At 42.5% G+C, this 18307-nt stretch carries 16 protein-coding genes; 4 read left to right on the plus strand and 12 right to left on the minus strand.

The window, feature by feature from the left end; all coding sequences use genetic code 11:
• Positions 1-109: 109 nt before the first annotated feature.
• On the plus strand, positions 110-1219 hold the full coding sequence (locus ACHZC4_RS03550) for an IS1634 family transposase (RefSeq protein WP_394752411.1): 1110 nt from the start codon (positions 110-112) through the stop codon (positions 1217-1219).
• Positions 1220-1461: 242 nt separating this feature from the next.
• On the opposite strand, the gene ACHZC4_RS03555 is transcribed toward ACHZC4_RS03550, so the two are convergent.
• The 12 genes from ACHZC4_RS03555 to ACHZC4_RS03610 all read right to left on the minus strand — a co-directional run bounded on the left by ACHZC4_RS03555 (position 1462) and on the right by ACHZC4_RS03610 (position 15841).
• Positions 1462-2193 (minus strand): SDR family oxidoreductase, encoded by a 732-nt coding sequence (locus tag ACHZC4_RS03555; RefSeq protein ID WP_394752412.1) that lies wholly within the window; start codon positions 2191-2193, stop codon positions 1462-1464.
• On the minus strand, positions 2193-3521 hold the full coding sequence (locus ACHZC4_RS03560) for a DUF4910 domain-containing protein (protein ID WP_394752413.1): 1329 nt from the start codon (positions 3519-3521) through the stop codon (positions 2193-2195). Before ACHZC4_RS03560 ends, ACHZC4_RS03555 begins: the two co-directional genes overlap by 1 nt.
• Entirely contained in the window at positions 3518-4066 is a 549-nt protein-coding gene (rfbC, locus tag ACHZC4_RS03565) for a dTDP-4-dehydrorhamnose 3,5-epimerase (RefSeq protein ID WP_394752415.1), read from the minus strand. The genes ACHZC4_RS03560 and rfbC overlap by 4 nt, the downstream gene beginning before the upstream one ends.
• Positions 4063-5301 carry a methyltransferase domain-containing protein gene (locus ACHZC4_RS03570; RefSeq protein ID WP_394752416.1) on the minus strand — a complete coding sequence of 413 codons (1239 nt, stop codon included), beginning with the start codon at positions 5299-5301 and terminating at the stop codon, positions 4063-4065. The genes rfbC and ACHZC4_RS03570 overlap by 4 nt, the downstream gene beginning before the upstream one ends.
• Positions 5302-5354: 53 nt before the next feature.
• Positions 5355-6398 carry an NAD-dependent epimerase/dehydratase family protein gene (locus tag ACHZC4_RS03575; RefSeq protein WP_394752417.1) on the minus strand — a complete coding sequence of 348 codons (1044 nt, stop codon included), beginning with the start codon at positions 6396-6398 and terminating at the stop codon, positions 5355-5357.
• Between the two features lie 220 nt (positions 6399-6618).
• Positions 6619-7815 carry an L-2-hydroxyglutarate oxidase gene (gene lhgO / locus ACHZC4_RS03580; RefSeq protein WP_394752418.1) on the minus strand — a complete coding sequence of 399 codons (1197 nt, stop codon included), beginning with the start codon at positions 7813-7815 and terminating at the stop codon, positions 6619-6621.
• A 170-nt stretch (positions 7816-7985) separates the two neighbouring features.
• Positions 7986-9203: a glycosyltransferase gene (locus ACHZC4_RS03585; RefSeq protein WP_394752419.1), complete on the minus strand. Its 1218-nt coding sequence runs from the start codon at positions 9201-9203 to the stop codon at positions 7986-7988.
• A gap of 76 nt (positions 9204-9279) precedes the next feature.
• Complete coding sequence (locus tag ACHZC4_RS03590; RefSeq protein ID WP_394752420.1) at positions 9280-10758, minus strand: lipopolysaccharide biosynthesis protein; 1479 nt, start codon at positions 10756-10758, stop codon at positions 9280-9282.
• 7 nt (positions 10759-10765) lie between these two features.
• Positions 10766-11827 (minus strand): hypothetical protein, encoded by a 1062-nt coding sequence (locus tag ACHZC4_RS03595; RefSeq protein ID WP_394752421.1) that lies wholly within the window; start codon positions 11825-11827, stop codon positions 10766-10768.
• Between the two features lie 25 nt (positions 11828-11852).
• Positions 11853-12557, minus strand: coding sequence for a PIG-L deacetylase family protein (locus ACHZC4_RS03600; protein WP_394752422.1), 705 nt, complete (start codon positions 12555-12557; stop codon positions 11853-11855).
• Complete coding sequence (locus ACHZC4_RS03605; RefSeq protein ID WP_394752423.1) at positions 12533-13312, minus strand: sugar phosphate nucleotidyltransferase; 780 nt, start codon at positions 13310-13312, stop codon at positions 12533-12535. Before ACHZC4_RS03605 ends, ACHZC4_RS03600 begins: the two co-directional genes overlap by 25 nt.
• A 369-nt stretch (positions 13313-13681) precedes the next feature.
• Entirely contained in the window at positions 13682-15841 is a 2160-nt protein-coding gene (locus ACHZC4_RS03610) for a hypothetical protein (RefSeq protein WP_394752424.1), read from the minus strand.
• 541 nt (positions 15842-16382) lie between these two features.
• Here ACHZC4_RS03610 and prfB point away from each other — a divergent pair.
• The 3 genes from prfB to ACHZC4_RS03625 all read left to right on the plus strand — a co-directional run bounded on the left by prfB (position 16383) and on the right by ACHZC4_RS03625 (position 18304).
• A protein-coding gene (gene prfB / locus ACHZC4_RS03615) for a peptide chain release factor 2 (protein ID WP_394752425.1) occupies positions 16383-17481 on the plus strand; the annotation gives its coding sequence in 2 pieces (ribosomal slippage) (positions 16383-16457 and positions 16459-17481; 1098 coding nt in all).
• The gene (locus ACHZC4_RS03620; RefSeq protein ID WP_394752426.1) at positions 17478-17894 is read left to right on the plus strand and encodes a DNA-binding protein; all 417 of its coding nucleotides are present in this window, start codon (positions 17478-17480) and stop codon (positions 17892-17894) included. The genes prfB and ACHZC4_RS03620 overlap by 4 nt, the downstream gene beginning before the upstream one ends.
• Positions 17873-18304 carry a hypothetical protein gene (locus tag ACHZC4_RS03625; protein WP_394752427.1) on the plus strand — a complete coding sequence of 144 codons (432 nt, stop codon included), beginning with the start codon at positions 17873-17875 and terminating at the stop codon, positions 18302-18304. Before ACHZC4_RS03620 ends, ACHZC4_RS03625 begins: the two co-directional genes overlap by 22 nt.
• The last annotated feature ends 3 nt before the right edge of the window (positions 18305-18307 follow it).

Consider the following 18307-nt stretch of genomic DNA (forward strand, 5'->3'; position numbering starts at 1 on the left):
TTCAGCGGTATAGGCTTTGGGTTTTTCTTGGGTCATATTGGGACACTCCTCTTTTCAAATATTTTAAAGGGTGTGTCCGGTTTAGTATAGCCACATCATAGTGTTGCAGTTGATCAGTGAACATCAGGCCGGCATACCCTTGTTGATGGAAGCCCTAAGCGGTAACAGCAGTGACAAGACCAGTTTTCGCCAGACGCTGAATGATCACATTGAACAGCTGAGCACAGGTGTCGGGCTTTCGTTGGTTGTTGCTGATAGCGCATTATATGCAGCACAAACCCTGCAAGACTTGGGCAGTTTCCCTTGGGTTACCCGTGTTCCTGCAACGGTTGGCGGTACACGCGAATTAATCCTGGCCGTCTCTGATGACTGGATGCTTGACCAGCCAGAACGTGCTTTTACTGTACTGGGCTCCAACTATGGCGGTGTTAATCAACGCTGGCTGATTGTTTATACCCAAGCGGCTCGTGAGCGTGCCGAGCAAACGGTGAATAAACAACACTTAAAAAAAAGCCAGGCCGAATACAACGCGTTCACTGCCTTGGCCAACCAGACCTTCGCCTGTGTCGCGGATGCGCAGGCTGCTTTGGTAAAATTACAAAAAATCATGAAAGTTGTCGCTTTGCACGATCCGGAAATTATTGAGGTGGCCAGTTTCACTAAAAAGGGCCGGCCGCGTAAAGGCCAGTTACCCGATATCATCCGCTATCGTATTGAAGCGGGCGTGGCATCTGTTCTTGAAACAAGATGCCATAAGATACAGGCTAAAAGCTGCTTTATTATCGCCAGCAACCAACTGGATGAAGCGCAGCTCAGCCATGAGAAAATGCTGGAGCTCTATACACCAGGCCAACAAAAAGTCGAACGTGGCTTCCGCTTTTTGAAAGATCCTTGGTTCATGGCCGATACCTTGTTTCTCAAGTCACCCAAACGTATTATGGCGCTGATGGCGATTATGACCCTTTGTCTCTTGGTGTTCGGCGCGTTGGAGTACCGTATCCGTCAAACGCTTGAGCAGAACAAGCAAACATTTCCAAGCCAAATTGGAGCGGCCACCGCAAAGCCTACCGCTCGGTGGGTGTTCCAGTTCTTTACCGGTATCCATGTGCTGATAATCGATAGTCGTCGGGAAGTCATACTGAACTGCAATGAATACCACCATCAACTGGTTAACTTGCTTGGAAACCGGTATGTTAAATTATATGCAAATTCTGAATAGGGGGGTGCGGAATGTGGGATATTACATAGGCCATACAGTTTAAATAATTTTTACGTTGAGCGGGGTGCGAAATGTCGGTTAATATCTATTAATTGAAAATACCTCGCAAAGTCAACAACCGATCAAACAGCCGTATAAGCTAATTCTTATCCCTATTGCCTTTCGCGTTTTTAGAAGTCTGTTTAAATGCCTGTATTTTGATGATAACGCTGTGCCCATTGGATAAGACAGCCTTCACATCTTTAGGGAGCCGGTTTTTTCAATGGCCTGAGGTTAATCTCAGTAATCTCGGCGGTACGCGGCAGACTAAGTGCATTAATAACAACCGAAGCGACATCATCAGGCTGCATCAGGCACTCCGGTTGATAAGCCTTATCTTCCGCAGCGTAAACAGCTTCCTGCATCGGGCTTGCGGTACGGCCTGGATAGACACTTAACACACGCACCCCGTTTGTGTTAACTTCTTCCCTAAGACTGTCAGCAATCGCTTTGAGCGCATACTTGGTGGCAGCATACTGGCTCACGCCACTTTTCGCCGTTAATCCTGCGCTAGAATTAATAAACACTATTTGCCCTTGTTTAAACTTTAATGCTGACAAAAACACTTGTGTAAGTAGATAAGCAGCGCGGACATTGATGCGATATTGGTAGTCAAAATCGTCTATGGAAGCATGATCTATTTTTCCCAAAGAAATTACTCCCGCACTGTGTATTAATATATCTATTCCCCCAAATGCTTCTTGAATATCTACTGCTAGGGCATTGATGTCTTCATCTACGCCAAGATCCACTTGATAGATTGACAGGCTTTTGGAAAACTGTGGGGCGCATTCTACCACGGCACGGAGTTTTTCCAGACTGCGTCCGACAAGACATACTTTGGCTCCCTCTTGAGCCAAACCCAGCGCAATGGCCTTACCAATGCCACTACTGGCTCCGCTGACAACAGCTACACAGTTTGTAAGAGAAGACATTAATTCAGCCCTTCTTTCGCTAATATTTTTGCTGGTATGTGAGAATGCTCTAATAGTTTATGCATTGACAATAGTTGGGCGGCTGATTGAATGGCCGTAAATTCAATGTCGGAGCTTTCAGCAATGTCCAGCAAGTTGTTGCTGCCATCAGACAGGTTCAAAACCCATAACAATGCCAGCTCATTTGCCCCAATAGAAGAATACAGGCCTCTTTTCCCTAACTGGGGTTCGCATTTAGGGCTTAGATTCAGATAAGTGTGATTATTTTCCAAAATATTGAGCGTCGCCAAGAGCTTGGAAAAGCTATCATTAAGAGATTCTGGCTGAATAAATGTCAGGTTATCCGCAGAAGTATGGTATTCAGGGTATTGCCCATAAGGTGTTCTCATAAAGCATCCGACAGGCAGATTAAAGCCAGGAGAGCAATACTGGCGCTCATCATAGCCGTAAGGGTAAAAATCGATGATGTCGTAAGTTTGCCCGCAATGCTTGAGTACATGGGCAACCGCACGGTCTATGTCGGTATCCGCCCGTCGGCTTTTCTTATAAGTTATCTTGCCAGCGTCACCCACGCCGGTTATGACCAGTCCGTGCTTTATTTTATCTACATTGGCTTCATTGATTGAAAGCCAGGTAATGGCGCCAATAGTGCCAGGAATAAAAACAAAACGATAGGATAATCGGTGCGGAACCGTTTGCAGGGTTTTTGCCAAAATTGTCGCTAGCCCGATACCCGATAGATTGTCGTTGGCCAATGAGGGGTGGCAACCATGGCATGAAATCAGCACTTCATCAGCTACTTCACCTTTCAAGTATAGTTCACCATAAGTAAGACTTCCGGCTTCGAGTGTGGCATCCACGAACACTTCATAATCGCCTTCTTCGAGCGCCATAAGGGTGTTGTGACTTAGGCAAAATCCCCAGTTCTCTTTATAGTACGATGTTTTATAGGGTATCCAATCGGGATGATCCGGCAGCGTAAACAGATGTTCTTTGAGTTCTTGCAGTGAAACAACTTTGTTGACCGGTAGGCTGTAATTCAAGACGTGCAAGTTTGATTTTTGAAAATCAATGACCTTTTCGCCCTGGGCATTTTTCACATACGCATCTTTAATATTCCATTCCTTGGGGACAACCCAGTCGAATACGTTTGTACCTGAAGGCACTTCGTGAATCTTGAGCGGAATATGCTGCTGAAGTAGGGTCATGGTCTGGCGGAAGCCATCACCGGTAATGCTTCTGCAAATGGGAAAAAGCTCAGTTATCAAGGCATAAATCTCTGCACCGATTTCTTTGGCAGCAACTGCTTTAAGGTCATCAATAGTCATGTTTTGACACCGGCTAATGAAATGAAATCCGGTAACTGTCGATCCCGTTCGGAGATAACGTTTAAGTCTGCCGGCCAGTTAATGTTAAACAGTGAATCATTCCACCTAAATCCTTTTGAATATTCAGGCGCGTAAAATTCAGACATCTGGTAGAACACTTCGGTATTGTCTTCAAGCGTGAGAAAACCATGAGCAAAGCCTTCTGGGACATAGAGCATCTTGCGGTTATTCGCTGAAAGCACAGCACCCACGTGCTGCCCAAAGGTCAAAGAATTTTGGCGCATATCGACAATGACATCATAAATTGATCCCATGGTGCAGCGAACCAGCTTGGCTTCTTCATGCGGTTTTATCTGGTAATGCATCCCCCGCAATGTGCCCTTTTTGGCATTAAAGGAAACACTGCATTGCACCAGTTCAGATATTAAGCCTTGGGCTAAAAACTCGTTTTGACACCATGAGCGGGCAAAAAAACCCCGTTCATCCGGCAATCTCTCGATATCGATGAGGTATGAGCCTTTGAGTTTGGTTTCGGTAAAAATCATGAATAGATTTTAACTTCCGGAATGGGAACAATAAATTGCCCGCCCCATTCTTTAATATAAGCCTGCTGCTCCATGATTTCATCCTTGAAGTTCCATGGTAATATCAGCAAATAATCCGGACGGGTTTCCCTGATTTTTTCTGTGGGGTATATCGGAATATGCGTGCCAGGGGTGAACTTGCCATGCTTATAGGGATTGCGGTCAACCGTATAGTCAATAAAATCTGTGCCAATCCCGCAATAATTCAATAGTGTATTGCCTTTGCCTGGAGCACCGTAACCACAGACTGTTTTACCTTCGCGTTTTACCTTAATCAGAAACTCCAGCAGTTTGCGTTTGGTTTCTTTTACTTGCTCGGCAAACGCTGAATAGGTTTCCATGTGCGTTAATCCCGCAGCTTGCTCACGGCTTCTAAGTTCGTTTGCCCTTACGCTGACCGGTCTTGTGGTATCGGCAGTATGACGTGCATAAATTCTCAAAGAACCGCCGTGAGTAGTTAGTTCCTCAACATCAAAAATAGTCAGTTGGTGGGCGGCTAAAATCTTCTCCACCGCAATGAACGAAAAATAGGAAAAATGCTCGTGATAGATAGTGTCAAACTGATTTTCCTGCATTAGGCAGCTTAGATGCGGGAATTCGAGGGTAATAATGCCCTGGGGTTTGAGCAGTATTTTCATGCCAGCCACGAAATCATTAAGATCGGGCACTTGCGCCAATACATTGTTGCCCAGTACTAAATCGGCTTGTTTGCCCTTGGATACCAGCTCGTTGGCCAGCTTTTCTCCGAAAAATTCCACAACGGTTGGGATGCCTTTTTCGATTGCAACCTTGGCCACATTTTTAGCAGGTTCTATACCCAGCACGGGAATATTTTTTTCGACAAAGTATTGCAGCAAATAGCCATCGTTACTGGCCAGTTCAACAACTAGGCTCTCGGAATTAATGCCATAGTTTTCAACCATCAAATCTGTATAATCTTTGGCATGTTGTAGCCACGAAACGGCATAAGACGAAAAGTAACCGTATTCATTAAATATTTCTTCGGGGCTGACGTATTCTTCCAGCTGAACCAGAAAACACTTTTCACACACATACACGCGCAATGGATAGAAACACTCTACATGATTCAGTTGTTCAGGGCTTAAGATACTCTCGCACAGTGGCGACATGCCCAAATCAACCAGTGTATGTTTTAAGGGGGTGTTACAAAATCTACAAGCGGGGTTATGCTGCATTATTCTCTCCTGTTCCATGTTATTAAATGATGCTTAAATCGCCGATCACATCACTATATCCATTGAAGCTTGTCATTTACCAATGCTTTTTCTTGAAGTTCGGCCAGGATATTAAGCCGCATATATTGTGAGTTTCTAAATTCTCCATCCTTAAATCCCACACTAATAAGTCCGTCATATAGCTCTTTGATGGATTCCGTTAGACTTACTTTAGGCTGATGGAAGGGCGCTAGCACCTTAAAAAGATCAAAATTGACCCGGTAGGAACGGTTATCCGGCTGAGCATCCTTGTTTATCGAAATCTCAGTGCCTGCAATAACGTTGGCCACTTCTTGAGCCAAGTCTTTGACTTGATAATTCCATTCATCACTGCCTACATTCACGGCCAGAAAGTTGCCACCATTCGCTGATTCTCTGCTAATAGCCCAATCTATGGCGCGTGCCATATCTTTTATATTGATTAAGGGTCGCCACGGCATACCATCACTTAAGATGGTAATTTTTTTTGAGGCGACAGCACCGGCAACAAAATCATTCAGAACCAGATCCAACCGTAATCGGTCACTCCAACCGCACGCGGTCGAAAATCGTAGGCAACTTATTTTGAAGGTTTCAGAAGCTAATGGCGACAAGTCTGTTTCGGTTAATACCTTGGATCTTGCGTAGGCAGTAAGCGGATTTAACAGCGATGTTTCCGTTCTTGCACTGTCGTCCGCTGAGCCATACATGCTGCAACTGGAAGCAAATACAAATGATGTCACCCCGGCTTCTTTTGCCTTTTTAGCCAGGTCAATGCTGGCGCGATAATTAATATCCTGGGTAACATCCTCAAACTTGTTGCCAATGGGATCATTAGAAATGGCGGCCAAATGCACTATGGCATCCACACCCTGTAAAATATCTTGAGGAAACTGTCGCATATCGCCAAAATGCTGAATATTAATTTTGCATTCAGGCAGCATATTAGTGTTTGTAATGCTTCGCGCGAAGTAACCAATGTCAAAACCGATCAGTACAGCATCTGGAAAAGATGCGCGTAGTTGTTTAGTTACAGCGGGCCCAACATAACCCATGTTCCCCGTAATCAATATTTTCATTTTTTATTATCCTAAAAAGTCTATTCCATTAAAGAGAAATCAACAGTGAGAGATTTTGTGCTAGTCAGCATTTCATGCGTATTAAGAGCCTGACAATTAGTATTCGATTCTACCTACATAAGCCTCTATAACAATACGTATAACTACCTATGTTTTACATCGTAAAGCTAATTTTGCCAGAAAATTTAGGTGAGGTTTTGGCCTACTATTTTTATCGGGCTTAAATGGGAACACAATTAACAATGTATTCTCCAATAGCCAAGGAAGCTGTAGCAGCAGGGCTTGGCGCATTAAGAACATGCAAGGCATTCGGACGCATGATGAGATGAAAGTCATCGACTAAATCCCCGTTAGGTTTCATGGCTTGGGCGCGAACACCTGCGCCACCCGGCGTTAGGTCGGCGGCACTGATATCAGGGACAAGGCGTTGAAGTGCCTTGCAAAAGTGTTGTTTGCTGAATGATTGAATTAATTCTGAACAGGCCATAGCAGGATATTTATGCAGAAACCGCCACAATCCGGGGAAAAACAGCATGTCTTGTATATCATGGATATCAAATTTTGTTAATTGGTAGCCTTCACGCGCAAAGGCAAGCACCGCATTGGGGCCCGCCTCTACGCCTCCTTGTATCATGCGGGTAAAATGCACACCAAGGAACGGAAACTGGGGGTTGGGCACGGGATAAATCAGGTTTTTCACTAATTTCTGGGCAGTAGGGCCCAGGTGATAATATTCACCGCGAAACGGAATAATGCGTAAATCTCGCTGTTCGCCTGCCAGCTCAGCCACCAGGTCGCAATGTAAGCCGGCACAGTTGATGAGGTAATCAGCGTTAAATTCCGCTATCGCTGTCGTAGCGACCCAAGCATTTGCTTTGCGCTCTAGGCGTGTCACTTTAGCGCCAGTGATTATGCGGCCACCTCGTTCTTGAATGCGAAGCGCCAATCGGTCACAGACCTGCCGGTAATCGACAATGCCTTCTTCAGGCACATGAATAGCGGCGAGGCCGTTAACATGGGGTTCTATTTTTCGCATTTCAGCCGCGTCCATTTTGCGTAAACCTTGCAGCCCGTTAGCAATACCTCGACGCAGTAATTCGTCCAGTCGGGACTGCTCTTCGAGGCTGACGGCGACAACTAATTTACCGCAAATTTCATGTGTAATATCTTCCGCACGACAAAATTTTGTCATTTGCCGGATGCCGGTGACTGCTAATTTTGCCTTATTTGAGCCAGGTTTATAATAAAGGCCTGCATGCAACACACCGCTGTTATGTGTACTTTGGTGCGCACCAACCTGTTCTTCTTTCTCAAGTAAGGTAATGCGGGCTAGCGGGAATCGCTCCAGCAGCCGATAAGCCGTTGCTAAACCCACCAAACCACCGCCGATTATGAGAAAAGTTTTTTGTGTGCTCATTATAATTTTTCTAAAAAAGACAGCGTTTAGGATGGAGTGAGGGTGGGCATTTTGGTACTTTAAAATAATTTTTGACGGTTAGGCTAATTTAGAATTACGCCTGTTAAAACAGGCGGCTGAAAAAAATAGGCTTGAAAAAAATCTTTATGTCGCCCAAGTTTTAAATTACCTTAAACTTGGTTATAAATATTGGGCTCGTTAAAACCAGTATATTCTTCAGTATGTGTTTGCAAAGCCATTGTTTTCAATATTTTTTCACGCAGCTCTAGACGTGCAGTAGGCTTAAGACCGGTAATATTAAGAATTTGTTGCCACCGGTAAAGCCAATCATGGCGTAAAAGTGATTCCTTGGTATTTCGACAACTAATTTCCAGCAACCGCTCGGGCTGTGTGGAAAGACTTGAAAGTACATCCGCAACATCTGAACCGTCTGGCTGTATCTCAATGACAGAATCGGGCCAATTGAACATTTGGTTAAATGATTCACAATGGGGTGATTGTCCTAGCAATATAGCGCCGGCAGCAGCAGCTTCAAAGTATCGTGCACCAATCTCAATTTGCCCCGCAGTTTCATGGGTAGCATCCATTTTTGCGGGTGCAACGACAAAATACTGAGCACGTTTGGCAATATTAGCGAACATATCCCTATGTTGCCGGTAGTCTTTTACCGGTGAATCACCTGTGCCAAAGGTGTCATACATGTAGAATATTTTTTGCTTTGCAGCAATATCCAAAAAACTTTCGTGAAGTTTTTGCCACGCACGCCCCATGCTATAAATATCAATTACTCTGGCAGAAGATGCAGGATACGGTGCGAACCGCAGCGCATCTACCCCTGTGGGTATAAAATCGCATGGACGGTTTAATAATGCACTAACCGCCTTGGCTGTAGCATTAAGGCCGCAAGCAATATGATCAAATTGCGCTAGGGCGGATAGCCATTTTTCATTGAATGTCGAATCTTGGAGCTCGGTAACCCACAGTTCGTTAACCCAGCAGATACTGGTTTTACAATGATCTTTCCACCTTTGAATAGCCGGAATATGAATAATATCTTCAACATAAGGCAAATAAGCAATGAATAGATCGTATTCTTTGGTTAAGCTAATGGGTTGTAAGGTCATGTTTGTTGCGACCATCTTGCCGGTAAAATCTCGCCTGATAATCTTTTGCTGAAGTGTTTTCCTAAAACCATAAGATTTTTTAGGTTCTAAAATTATCAAATCCACATCATCGATATCAAACAAGATGTCTTGGCCTTCATAAAATCCGCATAGAAAAGTATTGAAAGCGAAACCCCGCGTCGTTAACATACATATTCTGGGTTTTCTCTTATTTTTCAGTTCTTCAGTGATTGCCAAACAATCACTTCTATTCAAAAAATTCATGTTTCAGCTCCCTTGATTGCATCATTGTTATGGCTCAAAATTCTACAAAATAGCGGTTTATTCAGTTGTTAACGGGCTATATAACCGCTGATCCATTGTCATTTATTGAAGACGGCATCTTCAATGCTCGGAAAAAATCCAGGTAAAATGCTTTCTGCCCCATGATGTATAAAAGCATACACAGATAAGAAACCAGCATTACGCTGCCGCCCAATGCAAGGTGCAAAAAAGGCGATAGCAACTGGCCAAAGTAAAATTGCACACTCACTGCCAGCCCTGCGGACACGAGGCCAGAAACGAAAGGTCTGCTGACGGCCTGTAAAATATCTTGCGCGGAAATACCTGTGCCCCGAATACACCAGGCAATATGAGGAATTACCCACAATGCCATCGCTGACGAATACGCCAATGCCACGCCACTAGCGCCATACGGCAATCCTATGAAGTAGGAGACAACCACCAGCGGGGCGATAACAAAGGCAATTTTCAAGCTTCGTCCCGCTCGTCCGGTGGCGTAAAGAAACCAGCCAAAAGGATTGATCAACCCGAAAATGACTATCGTGGGCGCCAGCAGCCTAAAAATAGGTGCAGCTTCTTTCCATTTGGCACCCAGAAGCACAAAGATCATATCCTCAGCAAATACAGCACAGCCAATGGTGATGGGCAAGGTCAATGCAACCAGGAGCGTATAGCCTTTCAGGAAATATCTTTTTTGCCGAAGCGGGTCGTCCTGGATCCGCGATAGTGCTGAAAAAGCAACTCCGGCGATGGATGAATTAATATTTTCTGATGGGATACTGATCAGTTGATACGCTCTCTCATAGGTTCCAAGAACTTGGGCACCCAAAAACCGGCCTAAGAGAATTTTTTCCAGATTATAGGCAATATGGACAACGAGTCCGTTTAAAGTAACCATCCCACCAAAACGCACCATAGCTCGAATGCTGGTCTTGCGGCTCGGTAAGCCAGGTTTCCATCTGACAACAGCCCATGTACAAACAGCACTGATGCAGGGCATTGTCACTATTTGACCGACAAGCGCCCAATATCCGAAGCCCTTAACGGCCATGACAATTGCAACGCTGATGCCTATTACCAAGGTAATAATGTCTATTACCGCTATAGTACCAAAACGCATTTGGCGCTGGAGTAGCGCTGAATGCTGTGCCGCTGCGCCAGCAAACAGAAAATCAGCGGCCAGTGCTGTCATCACCCAAATAAGGCGAGGCTCGTGGTAAAAATCAGCGACAACGGGTGCGGCGGCTATTAATACCGATGCGAGTATCAAGCCTACCAGTATATTAATCCAAAACAACATGGACATTTGCTCATGGCTGATAGTGGCACATTGAACAGTAGCCATAGAAAGTCCGGCATCTTTAAATAGACCAAAAATGCCGGTAATCACAGTTGCCATAGCCACTAATCCAAAGTCCTTTGGATCCAATAAGCGTGATAAAACCATAAGCGAGCCTAGGCGAAGCGCAAAATTAATGGCTTGAGCGCCTATTTTAGAAAGTCCACCATGAATGACTTTATGCTTGAGTTCTTTCATAGCACTTTCATGAAGATTTGGCCAAACAAGGTGTGTCCGCTTCTGAGTTGACAGCAGTATCATTATGTTCGGGTACTCTTTCCAGCCAGATTTCACGCCACCATGAATAAATACTTCGGGGACAGCTCATCCGGCAATCGCTATACCGCGACTGGCAAATAACATTTTCTAAAATAATGCACGGATTTTTAACGGTGACCAATTTACGGGTTTTTTCATCCAGGAAAGTGGTTACCCGTTTTTTAACACGAAAAACTTCGCCACAATAAGGCACCATTTCAGCATCAAAATACATGCCCCTGTTGTTTCCACCTTTGTTCAAAGTGGTAAGAATCTCATTGTAGGATTTTATTCTGACAAGTTCGCCGGGTTGAAGATTGAGATTGCAGGTGGGTGTCGGCTGGCCTTCAGGTATCTTTCCAGGTCTGCGGGGATAAGGCCCCCATAATCCCTCAAATACATCATAAAACCAGCGCATTGCACGGCCCAAACCTATATAGGTACGCACAGTACTAATAGTTGAAAATGCGCCGTAAACAAATCCTTTAAGCAGTTGGCTTAGAGTGACATTTCCAGAAGAGTAGTCTTCCAGGTATTGTCTGATATCCCACCAGGAAAGGGGGTGGGTAAAATCGGGTATTTCTGTGCCTTGGCAGGTATAGATAATTTCATGGTGTTCATCTAAAGTATGGGTACCAGCAGATACATCAGCTTCGGTGCATGCAGCCGTGTTTATTGGCGCAGGCTGTTTTACAGGGCTACTATTTTCATCAAGGTGCTTTAGCCAATCTTCTTTCCAATAGAGTAGGCAGGTATGCTGGCAGCCACCATAAGCGGCTCCATCACAGCGAAGATCAAGATGAACGCCGTTGGGTAAGCGCCTGGATTGCATGGTATAAACAAAATCGCAGGTTTTGTGCGCCCGCTTGTACACCTTGAACCTTTTTCCACAATATTCAAACATCTGGGGCATGAATGGAAGCCCTTCCATTCGACCCATTTTGTCAAGTGTCGCTAGAATTTCTTCTTTGCTGCGCACTTCTATCCATTCGCCAACCTGCAAATTCATAATTATTCCCTTTATGTATAAAGTATCAGATCACTATTTTGCGGCAGTAAAAACCCTCGGCATAATTCTCTGCGGCATTGCATTCAATGCCTCTTAGTCTGAGCAAAGCGAAAAAAGCATCTTTGCTAAACCAGTGGTGATTAGATTGCGATTTGAAAGATTCAAGAATATGCGTTATTTTTTTCTGGCAAATCGCATCATTCAACTGAACGAAAAAATTTGGATTACCGATGTCGCCGTCATATTTCATAATTTCGTATTCGAGTGTCAGATGATTTCTGAAGGTATTTCCTGTCAGTTCTGAAATAACTCGATGATCTTGATGCAGGTCATGACGATAATGGGTAAAAATAATATCGGGATGAATATCTTGTTTTAAGGTTTCAAAAAAAGTTTTTATTTCTTCGCCCAGATAAGGGAAAAAACCATCTTTAAAATTTTTTACAATAATATTTTTTTTGCTATTCCCTAAAAATTTATTTGCACTCTCAACGGCTTCAGTATTTCTTATACCACTTGAGCCGAAAACAACCCAATGAACTTCGATATTGTTATATTCAGATAAAAGCCGGAGTAGTGTGCCCCCGCAACCAATTTCTATATCATCGCTGTGAGCGCCTAAACACAGTATCTTTAGTGTTAGATCGACATTATGTTTAGGAAAAAGTCCAATTGTGTTCATTGCATTTTCCTTCAAAAACCAGCTCAGTTTTTCTTCCAAATTTCCCACGGTGCTTTTCTATTTTCATACATTTCATTCAGTTCTTTTTGTTCTTTAAAGGTATCCATGCAATGCCAAAATTTATCATATCGATACCCCATTAATTTGTTTTCAGCAATCAGGCGTTCAAACGGCTCGCAGACTAATTCTTCATCTGCTTTCATATAGTCAAAGAGTTCTTTTTTAAAAACAAAATAACCGCCATTGATAATAAAGTTGGTATCTTTAACAAACTCTATTTTTTCAACTCTATCGGTATCGGTAAGTGTTACCACTGAAAAACTTTGCGAAGGCTTAACGCAAAGAAAAGAACCTATTTTTCCGCTTTCTTTAAAAGCCTCGATCATTTCAGGGAGTGGTAAATCAGATAATCCGTCAGAGTAATTCGCTAAAAAATATTCTTCGCCCTCTAAATATTTCTCAACAGCTTTCAATCGTTGGCCAATATTTGAGTTTATTCCTGTATCTACACAAGTGATTGTCCAATCGGCTATATCGCTTTGTTGTAGGCTAATATCTTTGCAGCCATTGGAAAGCGTAAAATCGTTAGTGACACATTCATTGTAATTAAGGAAGAATTCCTTGATTGTGTCGGCTCTATAACCTAAACATAATATAAAATCTTTATGGCCATAATAAGCATAGTATTTCATAACATGCCATAGTATGGGTCTATAGCCTATATTAACCATTGGCTTAGGCAGTTCTCCGGAATGATCGCGTAATCGAGTGCCAAGTCCACCGCAAAATAGTACAACTTTCATGTTGATATTGCTCCATCAATAAATTAACGCATCCATCGCAATCCTGGCTTTAGATAAAAGATATGCCATTTTAAATAGATAGCCCCTAGGATACTTAGTATGACAAGTAAGTTGACAAAATTTACACAATTAATTATATATACCTGCGTATTGATAACAATACGTATAAGTACCTATCTTTTATCCTATCCGAGATAGCCTGTATGCGAAGTCATATCAATATTGCCAGCATAATCATATAATCTATCGATAATGCATGGCATTCTTTCAGCTTTAAGTCGTATTCATTTAATCCCCCTCGTTGAAAAAGAGGGGTTAATGGAGATTTGATAAAAGCCCCTTTTTTCAAGGGGGGGAGGTGAAGGGTTGTTAATTTGCTAGTGCATCTTTTACTTCTTGAGTCATTTTTATTGTATCGAGTGTTGCTGTCTTCAAGCTATTATCATCAATCAAGCTGGCAATTTGTTCGGCGCGGTCATTTAAAAATACCCGTGCACTGTCTGTAGCCAATACGATCAATACAGCATCTTTCTGCTCCCCCTCTGGCATAGATCGCGCGGTTTCCAGTGCATGATCAAATAAAAGCAAGGCTTCTTTATCGTTGCCTAAACGGAAAAAATATCGAGCTACTTTGCTAGTAGCAATGGCTTTGTTTTCAGTATGTTGAATAGTTGTTAACTGCAATTGTGCGGTACTCACCAGTAAACTTTGATTTATTGACACTGACTTTATGAAGGTTGCTAAAGCTGTAGCTACAGCAGCGAAATCAGGATCTTTAATATTGGCCAACTGTTTTGTAACATCGCCCTCCCAATTTTCTTTTAAACGAATTTGAATGTTTTGATATAAAGCCTTGGAACTATAAACAGATGCTTTGATACGGGTAACGTATTTTTCTGGTAATGCGGAGTCATCGGTCAAGTAAGCGGCATTTAGCAACATTGCCAAGCCCTGATCTTGTTGGGTTGCATCAAATTGCGTCAGCAAGTTTTCTGCTTGATTGATGGCATTTTCTGCACGTACATTTAAACCTAGTTTTGTATAATCGTGCGCCAAATTGATATAGCCTGAGAATTTTTCAAAGTCAATCTTTGCAACTTTAAGTCTTTCCTCAGCAAAAGATAAAAACTTATCGCTAGCACCAGAATCAGGTTTTCCCTCGGTTTTTTGGGATAGTGCAATTCCACTAAAAGCTTGGCTCTGTTTAACGGGATCGACTAGGCTGAATGCTAAAGATTCCGCTTCATTCAACACTATTTTTTGTTTTACCATATCCTGAAAACCAGAGGCAAGCTGTGCCTTTAAAACAGCTTGCTGCTGTATGGGCTGGGCATGGATGCGTTCGTTTAATTTATTGACTGTGGAGTCCATTAAATCGGTACGATTTAGTTTAGAAAATGCCTTTAACAGCTCATTAATAACGGTAATATGATCCGTTAAATTGGTTTGATATTGGCTTAGGATATAAGCTGCTTTTAATTTCCCGGCATGAATATTATCAATTGCTTCTTTGTTGAGATAAGCATCCCATTCGACATCGGAAGTCAGGTCAGTGTAGATACTTTCAAGGAATAATCTGTTTTCCATCAATACCGATGCCGAGCCTTTAACGACTACGGATTTGGCGCTTGTCTTCATAAAGCTATTTAATGCAGTCACATGGGCATGTCTTTTTTTAAATGCGGAGGAAGCAGATGTGCCTGCTGAAATAACGATGACTTCTTGTGCGTTAGGCACGGGAGAAATATTAATAATTTCATCCTGCGTTGGTAATTCTCCTGCTGTTAACACTATTATATTTTGCTCTGGAATTGCCGCCATTTCCGGAATATTTACGATAAGCGTGTTATTGATGCTTTGATTCTCGAGGGAATAGTAAATCGTTCCGGCGGTTAAACCCGTCGCTAAAACAGAAAAACCCACCCAATAGATTTTTTTGGTTTGTCGAATCGCTAAAACCAATGACTGCTGCCAACCAGGCTCAGGTTGTTGTCCGAGTTCTTTGGCAATTTTGGCCTCAATTTGCGCTTTCCGCTTTAATTCTTCTTTTTTAAAGTGTTCTTGTTTTTCAAAATCAATCTGGTGCTGGGATTTAAGCAATATTTTTTTCCGAATTTCTTGATATTCTTCTTTTTCCTGCATGTCTTTCAGATGTTTTTTAACATCTACAGCACAAAATGGGCATAGTTTAATTTCCTCATTGTCATCTAATACTTGTTTTTTGTTGCAGGATGGGCAGGTAAAAAACGTTTCTTTTTCTTCTAATGGTACAAGAGACAAACCGCTCGATTGCTTTGTTTTAGTGGGTTGATAGGTGCTAAGCAATCCTAGCTTAGTCAAAGCCTCACAAAATTTGATAGCTTCATTTTCCGAAACATTTTTTTTAACGCATATTAAATTGACTATTGGATTAAGCAAGGACTCTAATTGCAGCCCTTTGATGCCAAGCTGTAAATCGACATTTTTTTTAATGTCTTCTAAATTTCCAATTTGCTGAGGGTTTATTCCGCTTATATACACATCTATCATTTAGCTCATCCTTGTTTGTTATTTATAACCACTACAATTGCGCAACTCACCTTAGCCCACTCTGGAATGAACTTTGGATGCAATATGTAGCATTTTTAGATTTACCTATCCCACTTTCATAGTGAAATGAGGTGTTGACGCTAGGTATTTGTTGAATCAAAAAGCAGGGTTCTAAAACCGGAAATTGATATTTTTACCTGATTCCCGCAATTTTTTGACTTGCAAAAAGAGGTGTAAACGTTGAGAAGTATAGTTTATGTTTAGGATGCTAAAGATATCTATCAGGATACACTGCAGCGTACCCCTATAAAATCTGTCTGCCGAATGTAAGCTTCATATAGAATCGGAATTTTTCTCTTAATTGTAAGGTGATAGGGAAAGGCTCTCTGGCGTAAATCCCGATAAGTACGGGTGGTGGTGAATTTACCCAAGCTTTCCGGTTAAGCTGATTCTTCGATTAAGTTCCTTATGATTCGGATAACCTTATCGTTTATAATCTTAAGCCTTATTCACGATCCGTATTCCGAATCTCAAAATACCCATGCAAGAAATAAATCCGATTAAAAACAAAATAACCGACCTTAAAAACCGCAGCGATGCGCTGAGGGGGTATCTTTGACTTCGAAAACAAAAGCGAACGCTTGATTGAGGTTTTACGCGAGCTGGAAAATCCAAAAATCTGGGATAATCCCGAACAAGCATTAACGTTGGGCAAGGAACGCGGTCAGTTGGAAATTGTGGTTAACACTATTAATGATATGGATCGTGGTCTTGCCGATGCTGAAGAATTGCTATCCATGGCCGTTGAAGAGAATGACGAAGAAAGCGTCAACATGGTTGTTGATGACTTAAATCATTTTGAGAAACGCGTGGCTGATCTGGAGTTTCGGCGTATGTTTTCCGGCGAAATGGATGCCAATAATGCCTTTTTGGATATTCAATCCGGCTCTGGCGGTACCGAAGCGCAGGATTGGGCGTCAATGATTGAACGCATGTATTTGCGCTGGGGTGAAAGCCGTGGTTTTAAAACTGAATTAATTGAAGAGTCCGATGGCGATGTGGCGGGTATTAAAAGTGCCACTATTCGTTTTGAAGGTGAATATGCCTACGGTTGGTTACGTACCGAAACCGGTGTACATCGTTTGGTCAGAAAATCACCGTTTGATTCGGGTAACCGCCGCCATACCTCGTTTGCTTCTGTGTTTGTATCGCCGGAAATTGATGATGATATTGATATAGACATTAATCCTGCCGATATTCGTATTGATGTTTACCGTGCCAGTGGCGCGGGTGGCCAGCACGTTAACAAAACCGAATCGGCTGTGCGGATGACCCATAACCCAACGGGTATTGTGGTGCAATGTCAAAGTGACCGCTCGCAGCATAAAAACCGCGATACGGCGATGAAACAGTTGAAAGCGAAGCTGTATGAGCTGGAAATGCGTAAACGCAGTGAAAGTGCGCAGGCTCTGGAAGATACTAAATCGGATATCGGTTGGGGCAGTCAGATTCGCTCTTATGTGCTTGATCAGTCGCGTATTAAAGATTTACGGACAGGTGTGGAAACAGGTAATACCCAGGCGGTTTTGGATGGGGATTTGGATCAGTTTATTGAGGCTAGTTTGAAGAGTGGGTTGTGAATAAAATTGAACTCGAAAGTTTAGCCGTCATCAGAATAAAAGAGGCTGAAATTCTTTTAATGGCAAATTGTTATCATGGCGCTTACTATTTGGCAGGCTACGCGTTGGAATGCGCATTGAAGGCTTGTATTGCAAAGCAAGTTAAAGAATTTGATTTTCCAGACAAAAAGCTTGCCAATGATAGCTATACCCATAATCTTGCTAATTTGGTTATTACAGCAGGGTTAAAACAAAAGCTAACTGAGCAAGAAAAACAAAACAAAGAGTTTAGATTGAATTGGGCTATTGTGATTGAATGGTCAGAGGAATCCCGCTATGAATGTGCCATTAAAAAACAAGATGCTCATGATCTTTTTGATGCAATTACCGACACTGAATCAGGAATACTGCCGTGGCTAATGAAATATTTATGACTCAATGGTTTTCTGAAAAAATGCGTTTAGCAGGAGAAGCTTTAATAAAGCGATTAGATGAAACTGATGCACAGGTATTGGCTGCTTTTTGGATACTGGATGCCGAAGAGAAGACGTGGAAACTTACAATAGTTTCACCACTTGTTGAAAATGAAGGGCCTAGAAACTATTACAGACGTGTTGACAATATTAATGAATCCGCAAACGCTGATGAAGATATTATTGCATTACACGATATTGAAGTAAGCGATACTGATAATCGTATTGTTAAGGCGCTAAGCCAAAGTGTTTTAGGCAATTCTATGCTTGGAAATAATAGACTGGGTAGGAATACCCTGGGAGGGGTTTATATTGAAGATATGTACCTTTATCGAATGGATTGGAAGTTGCTTTCGCAAAAAACGGCGTGACTA

The sequence above is a fragment of the Crenothrix sp. genome (assembly GCF_043729335.1).
Taxonomy (GTDB): domain Bacteria; phylum Pseudomonadota; class Gammaproteobacteria; order Methylococcales; family Methylomonadaceae; genus Crenothrix.

What these genes read in the sequence shown, in the direction of transcription:
- ACHZC4_RS03575 (WP_394752417.1), bottom strand. Translation starts at nt 6,398, where the DNA reads ATGAAAATATTGATTACGGGGAACATGGGTTATGTTGGGCCCGCTGTA.
- ACHZC4_RS03590 (WP_394752420.1), bottom strand. Translation starts at nt 10,758, where the DNA reads ATGAAAGAACTCAAGCATAAAGTCATTCATGGTGGACTTTCTAAAATA.
- ACHZC4_RS03595 (WP_394752421.1), bottom strand. Translation starts at nt 11,827, where the DNA reads ATGAATTTGCAGGTTGGCGAATGGATAGAAGTGCGCAGCAAAGAAGAA.
- ACHZC4_RS03585 (WP_394752419.1), bottom strand. Translation starts at nt 9,203, where the DNA reads ATGAATTTTTTGAATAGAAGTGATTGTTTGGCAATCACTGAAGAACTG.
- rfbC (WP_394752415.1), bottom strand. Translation starts at nt 4,066, where the DNA reads ATGATTTTTACCGAAACCAAACTCAAAGGCTCATACCTCATCGATATC.
- ACHZC4_RS03605 (WP_394752423.1), bottom strand. Translation starts at nt 13,312, where the DNA reads ATGAAAGTTGTACTATTTTGCGGTGGACTTGGCACTCGATTACGCGAT.
- ACHZC4_RS03555 (WP_394752412.1), bottom strand. Translation starts at nt 2,193, where the DNA reads ATGTCTTCTCTTACAAACTGTGTAGCTGTTGTCAGCGGAGCCAGTAGT.
- ACHZC4_RS03610 (WP_394752424.1), bottom strand. Translation starts at nt 15,841, where the DNA reads ATGATAGATGTGTATATAAGCGGAATAAACCCTCAGCAAATTGGAAAT.
- ACHZC4_RS03570 (WP_394752416.1), bottom strand. Translation starts at nt 5,301, where the DNA reads ATGCAGCATAACCCCGCTTGTAGATTTTGTAACACCCCCTTAAAACAT.
- lhgO (WP_394752418.1), bottom strand. Translation starts at nt 7,815, where the DNA reads ATGAGCACACAAAAAACTTTTCTCATAATCGGCGGTGGTTTGGTGGGT.
- ACHZC4_RS03560 (WP_394752413.1), bottom strand. Translation starts at nt 3,521, where the DNA reads ATGACTATTGATGACCTTAAAGCAGTTGCTGCCAAAGAAATCGGTGCA.